Here is a 6,000-nt window from a genome sequence, read left to right as displayed (position 1 = left end):
CGTGGTGGTTGCGGGGTTGCAGTCCTGCCGAAGGACAGGACTGCTTCGTCAACTGACTCGCTGCGGTTGTCTGAGCGAAGTTCACGCAGTGAACGCAGCGAGTTCCGCAGCGAACCCCGCAACCGCCACGACGCAGGTTGCCCGCAGCGAAGCGGAGGGTCGCGGACATTCGGGTCGCCTTTGCTTTGCCTACTTTCCTTTGGCGAAACAAAGGAAAGTAGGTCGGCCGCCGGGCCGAGACCCGGCCTCGAAAAACAACCACCCGGCAGGGGGAAATGAGCCCCCCTGCACTCGCTGACAAGCCGCGGTCACAGCCCCAAATCACAAGCCCATTGTTTCCACCACGGAACCAACCGCGTTCCACCACCCTCCTTTGCCAGCCGCCCCTGTCTCCCTAGAGTGAAAGCAAAAGGAGACAAGCATGTTCGAAGCCAATCTATTCCAGGGCCAGCGCGTCCTGATCACCGGGGGCGGCACGGGGCTGGGCCTGGCCATGGCGGCCAAGCTGGCGGAACTGGGTGCCGAGCTGCACCTGTGCGGCCGGCGGCGCTCCGTGGTGCAGCAGGCCTGCGAGATGCTGAACAACGATACGGGCGCGCAGGCCTTTGCGCATGAACTCGACATTCGCCAGCCCGAGGCCGTGCACACCGTCATCGACCGCATCTGGGCCGAACACGGCCCGCTGACGGGCCTGGTCAACAACGCGGCCGGCAACTTCGTCAGCCGCACCGAGGACCTGAGCATCAACGGCTTCCATGCCATATCGGACATCGTCTTCCGTGGCACCTTCTACGTCACCCAGGCCGTGGGCCGCCGCTGGATCGCCGAAGGGCTGCCGGGCTCGGTGCTGTCCATCGTCGTCACCTGGGTGGACACGGGTTCGCCCTTCGTCGTGCCCTCGGCCATGTCCAAGGCCGGGCTGGACGCCATGACCAAATCGCTGGCCGTGGAATGGGGTCCCAAGCGCATACGGTTCAACGCGATTGCGCCGGGCGTGATTCCCACCCAGGGCGCCAGCCAGCGCCTGCGCCCCAGGATCGACGGCAACGAGGACTCGGCCGACCGCCGCCGCCTGGACAACCCCACGCGCCGCCTGGGCACGGGAGAGGACATCGGCAACATGGCCGCCTTCATCCTGGCCCCGGGCAACACCTGGCTCAACGGCCAGACCATCACGCTGGACGGCGGCGACGCCCTGGCCAACGGCGCCTACTTCACCGAATACCAGGCCTGGGACGATGCCGACTGGGCGCGCGCCCGGCAGATGGCCAAGGCCGCCAACCAGCCCAACGTCAACGATGGGGAGCAGGAGGCCACGCCCACATGAGCAACGCCGCCACGCCCCATTCCACCCTGGTCTTCGAACAGCGCACGCTGACCGGCGCCGCCCAGCAGCAGCGCGGCCGCCAGCTGGCCCAGGGCCTGCGCAGCCTGGGCCTGGCCGAAGGCGACGTGCTGGCCGTCTTCCTGCGCAACGGCATCGAATACGCCGACGTGGTCCATGCCTGCCGCATTGCGGGCATCTACTACTGCCCCATCAACTGGCATTTCACGGCCACGGAGATCGACTACATCCTGGCCGACAGCGGCGCCCGCGCCCTCATCACCAGCCAGGACCTGCTCGACGGCCTCAAGGGCGAACTCTATGCGGACCTGCCCCGGCGCGTCGCCCACGCACGCGAGCCGGAGCAGGACTACGAAACCTGGCTGGCCGCCCAGGCCCCCTACGACGGCCCGCTGGTCGCGCCGCGCGGCCACATGGCCTATACATCGGGCACCACGGGCCGCCCCAAGGGCGTGCTGCGCAAGGCGTTTCCCGTGGAAGAACTGCCCCGGCGCCTGGCCGTGAACCAGGCGCTGATCGCCACCGCCTACGGCCTGCAGCCCGGCGCGCGCACCCTGCTGACCGCGCCCATCTACCACAGCGCGCCCAGCCTGTATTTCCAGAACGCGCTCATGCTCAGCGAGCTGGTGGTGCTGGAGCCGCGCTTCGACCCCGAGCGCTTCCTGCAGCTGGTGCAGGAGCACCGCATCGACACCGCCTACATGGTGCCCATCATGTACGTGCGCCTGCTCCGGCTGCCGCGCGAAGTGCGCGAGCGCTACGACATTTCCTCGCTGCGCTTCATTGCCTCCACCGGCTCGCCCTGCGCGCCCGAGGTCAAGAAGGCCATGATCGAGTGGATGGGGCCCATCATCAACGAGACCTATGCCTCCAGCGAGTCGGGCCTGGTCACCTTCATCGGCTCGGCCGACGCGCTCACCCACCCGGGCAGCGCGGGCCTGCCGCTGCAGGACGCCGAAGTCCGCATCCTGGACAGGCAGGGCCAGGGCCTGCCCACGGGCGAGGTGGGCCTGATCTACGTGCGCCAGCCCGCCTATGCCGACTTCACCTACAAGGGTAACGAAGAGGCCCGCCGCAAGATGGACCAGGGCGGCCTCATCACCCTGGGCGACATGGGCTACCTGGACGAGGAAGGCTTTCTCTACGTCTGCGACCGCGACTCGGACATGGTGATCTCCGGCGGCGTGAACATCTACCCGGCCGAGATAGAGAACGAGCTGCTCAGACACCCCGGCATAGCAGACTGCGCCGTCATCGGCGTGCCCGATGCCGAGTACGGCGAACGGCTGCTGGCCCTGGTCGAACCCGGCCAGTCAGGCACACTGCCCGAGGCCGAACTGAAAGAATGGCTGCGCGGCCGGCTGGCGGCCTACAAGCTGCCGCGCAGCTTCGTCTTCCAGCGCCTGCCCCGCGACGACAACGGAAAGATCGCCAAAAGAAAGCTGCGCGACGCCCACTGGGGCGCGACGCAGCGCAAGATCTGAACCCGCCAACACCGAAAGAGAAGGAGACAACGCATGAACAAGGCCATCGCATTGCTGCTTGCCGCTGCGGCCACCGCAGCCGCAGCCCCCGGGTTCGCCCAGTCCGACTACCCCAGCAAGCCCATCAAGCTCATCGCCCCGTATGCGCCGGGCGGCTCGGTCGATGTGCTGGCCCGCACCCTGGCCACGCACCTGTCCACGGAGCTCAAGCAGTCCGTGGTCGTGGAGAACCGGCCGGGCGCCAACACCATGATTGCCGCATCGGCAGTGGCGCGCTCGCCGGCCGACGGCTACACCCTGCTGCTGGCCAGCAATGCCAGCATGGTGCTCAACCCGCTGCTCTACAAGAAGCTCAGCTACAACCCCGACCGGGAGCTGAAGCTCACCAACATCCTGGCCGAGGCCCCGCTGGTGCTGGTCACCAACAGCCAGACCGGCATCAAAAACGTGGCCGACCTCAAGGCCTACTCCAAGGCCCACGCGGGCAAGCTCAACTACAGCTCGGTCGGCCTGGGCAACCCGCTGCAGCTGACCACCGAGCTGATCAAGTCCCGCCTGGACGTGGCCGCCACCCACATTCCCTTCAACGGCAGCGCGCCGGCCCTCACCGCCCTCATGGCCAACGACACCCAGCTCATGGTGGACGTGGCCGGCACCTCCCTGCCCCACATCAAGGCCGGCAAGCTGGTGGCCATTGCCACCACCGGGCCGGAGCGCTCGCAGTTCCTGCCGCAGACGCCCACCATTGCCGAATCGGGCGTGCCGGGCTTCAGGGCCTCCACCTGGTTCGGCATTGCCGTGCCCGCAGGCACGCCCGCGGACGCGCGCAACACGTTGCAGGCAGCCGTCAACAAGGTCATGCTCAACCCCGAGTTCGCCAGTGCCCTGGGCAACCAGACCCTGGCCGCCAGGAAGCCCCAGACCCAGGCCCAGCTCGACGACTTCCTGGCCGCTGACGGCCAGATGTGGCGCAAGGTGATCGCGGACAACGCGATTGCGCTGGAGAACTGAAGACCGAAAAGGTGATGAACTAAGGGCCTAAGGGCCGGACACCTCGGCCTGCTCCACGAAGCGCAGCAGGCTGGCCCTGAGGAACTCGGTCATCACCTTGACGGCATGCGAGGGCCGCCGGTCCTCGGCCGTGATGATGTACAGCCTGTCGCCCAGGCCGGACACCGTCCAGTCCGGGCACACGCGCTGCACCGCGCCCGATCGCAGCTCGTCCATCACCATGTAGTTGGGCAAGGTGGCCACGCCGCTGCCCCGGAGCATGGACTGCTTGAGGAAGGGGAAATGCTCGCTGGTGATGCAGGGCTCGCACTTGAGTGCAATCTCCTGCTGCCCCTTTTTCACCGAGACGGCATAGGTCTTGCCGTCGCCGGGCGGCGTCAACAGCACGCCGTGGGGAATCTCGGCGGGGTCGTGGAACGGCCGCGCCTTGGCATAGGCGCTGCTGGCATACAGGCCAAAGCCCACCGGCCCCAGATCGCGCGCCACCAGGTGCTCCTGCACGTCGCGCGCCACGCGCACGGCCACATCCACCTGGGCGCTCATGGGATCGCTCACCCGGTTGGAGAACAGCACGCGGATGCGCACCTGCGGGTGCCGCTTCTGGAAGGCCAGCAGCATGTCGGCCAGGTACAGCTCGCCCAGGCCCGTGGGAATGCTCAGCCGCACCGAGCCCGTCACCACATGCTGCAGCGCGTCGATGGCGCCCTGCGCCGCCTCCACCTCCTGGATGATGCTGCGCCCGTGCTCGTACAGCACCTCGCCCGCCGCCGTCAGCAAAAAGCTGCGCGTCGTGCGGTGCAGCAGGGTCACGCCCAGCGCCGTCTCCAGCGCCTTGAGCTCCTTGCTCACCTTGGAGCGCGTGATGTCGCGCTTGCGCGCCGCAGCGCTGAGGCTGCGCGCGTCCACGATCTCTACGAAATTGCGGATGAGGTTGATGTCCATGGCTTGAGAGCGGCAGGTCAGGCGGGCCGCCTTGTTCGCGGCCTTGTGCGCGGCCGCAGGCAACGCGCCCGGACCGCCACCCCCGGACTATGGCACCGTCACCACGCCTGGCCCCGCCACCCGTGGGCGCCGGGACACAGGGCTTTCCCCGGTGCCCGCCGCATCAGTCCAGGCTGATCTGCGACGAAGAAGCCACCTGCTTCCAGGTCGTCACATCCTTGAGGATCACCGCGCCGAACTGCTCCGGCGTATTGGCCACCACCGTGCCGCCCAGCTCCGCCAGGCGCTGGCGCAGTTGCGGATCGGCCAGGGCCTGCACGCTGGCCTTGTGCAGCTTGTCGCGGATGTCCTTGGGCAGGCCCTTGGGCGCCAGCAGGCCGTTCCAGGCCTGCACGGCGTAGCCGGGCACGCCGGACTCGGCAAAGGTCGGCACATCGGGCAGCTCGCTGCTGCGCTGGGCCGTGGCCACGGCCAGCGGGCGGATCTTGCCGGACTTGATGTGCGGCAGCGAGGCCGGCAGCGGCTCCCACAGCATGGACACCTGGCCGCCGATCAGATCGGTGAAGGCCGGGCCAGCGCCACGGTAGGGCACATGCATGATCTGCACGCCCGCCTTGGCCTTGAACAGCTCCATGGCCAGATGACCCAGACCGCCCGCGCCCGAGGACGCATACGACAGATGGCCCGGCTGCGCCTTGGCCAGCGCGATCAGCTCCTTCAGATTGGCCGCCTTGACCGAGGGATGCACGCTGAGCACGCCCGGCACCGTGATCACCTGGGTGATGGGCGTGAAATCCTTCACCGCGTCATAGGGCAGCTTGGTGTAGACGGCCGGATTCGTGCCGTGCGTGCTGGACGTGGCGCCCAGCAGCGTATAGCCGTCCGGCTTGGCATCGGCCACGAAGCGCGTGCCCAGCGAGCCACCGGCACCGGCCTTGTTCTCCACGATCACCGAGGCGCCCAGCACCTTGCCCAGCTGCTGCGCGAACAGGCGGTTCACCACATCGGCCGTGCCGCCGGGCGGAAACGGCACGATCAGGCGGATGGGCTCGGCCGTGGGCCAGCCGGCATCGGCTGCCAGGGCCGACTGCGCGGGCGCCAGGGCGCCCAGGGCCAGGGCCGCCGTGGTTGCAGACAGGCTGCGGATCATGAAATTGCGGCGTTGCATAGGATTTTTCTCCTCGTTGAAATTCTTCGGGACCAAGACCGGCCAGTCAC

5 protein-coding genes are annotated in these 6,000 nt (G+C 67.8%); 3 read left to right on the top strand and 2 right to left on the bottom strand.

From position 1 onward, the window contains the following. Positions 1–421: 421 nt before the first annotated feature. From IAE24_RS28080 to IAE24_RS28070, 3 genes are read left to right on the top strand one after another with little or no spacing between them, the layout of a single operon-like run. Positions 422–1,327 (top strand): SDR family oxidoreductase, encoded by a 906-nt coding sequence (locus IAE24_RS28080; RefSeq protein ID WP_043822631.1) that lies wholly within the window; start codon positions 422–424, stop codon positions 1,325–1,327. Next, a complete protein-coding gene (locus IAE24_RS28075) occupies positions 1,324–2,829 on the top strand; it encodes an acyl-CoA synthetase (RefSeq protein ID WP_199961076.1) in 1,506 nt (501 codons plus the stop codon). Before IAE24_RS28080 ends, IAE24_RS28075 begins: the two co-directional genes overlap by 4 nt. Positions 2,830–2,862: 33 nt before the next feature. Next, positions 2,863–3,840 carry a Bug family tripartite tricarboxylate transporter substrate binding protein gene (locus IAE24_RS28070; protein WP_012205004.1) on the top strand — a complete coding sequence of 326 codons (978 nt, stop codon included), beginning with the start codon at positions 2,863–2,865 and terminating at the stop codon, positions 3,838–3,840. Positions 3,841–3,867: 27 nt separating this feature from the next. Here the strand turns inward: IAE24_RS28070 and IAE24_RS28065 are convergent, their stop codons facing one another. Together IAE24_RS28065 and IAE24_RS28060 are read right to left on the bottom strand one after the other, a co-directional pair. Next, a complete protein-coding gene (locus IAE24_RS28065; RefSeq protein WP_016448094.1) occupies positions 3,868–4,782 on the bottom strand; it encodes a LysR family transcriptional regulator in 915 nt (304 codons plus the stop codon). A 163-nt stretch (positions 4,783–4,945) separates the two neighbouring features. After that, entirely contained in the window at positions 4,946–5,950 is a 1,005-nt protein-coding gene (locus IAE24_RS28060; protein ID WP_012205002.1) for a tripartite tricarboxylate transporter substrate binding protein BugE, read from the bottom strand. Positions 5,951–6,000 lie beyond the last annotated feature (50 nt).

Origin of the sequence: Delftia sp. S65 (assembly GCF_016516495.1) — a bacterium.
Lineage (GTDB): Bacteria > Pseudomonadota > Gammaproteobacteria > Burkholderiales > Burkholderiaceae_C > Comamonas > Comamonas acidovorans.
This window is presented reverse-complemented; position numbering and strand designations above follow the sequence as displayed.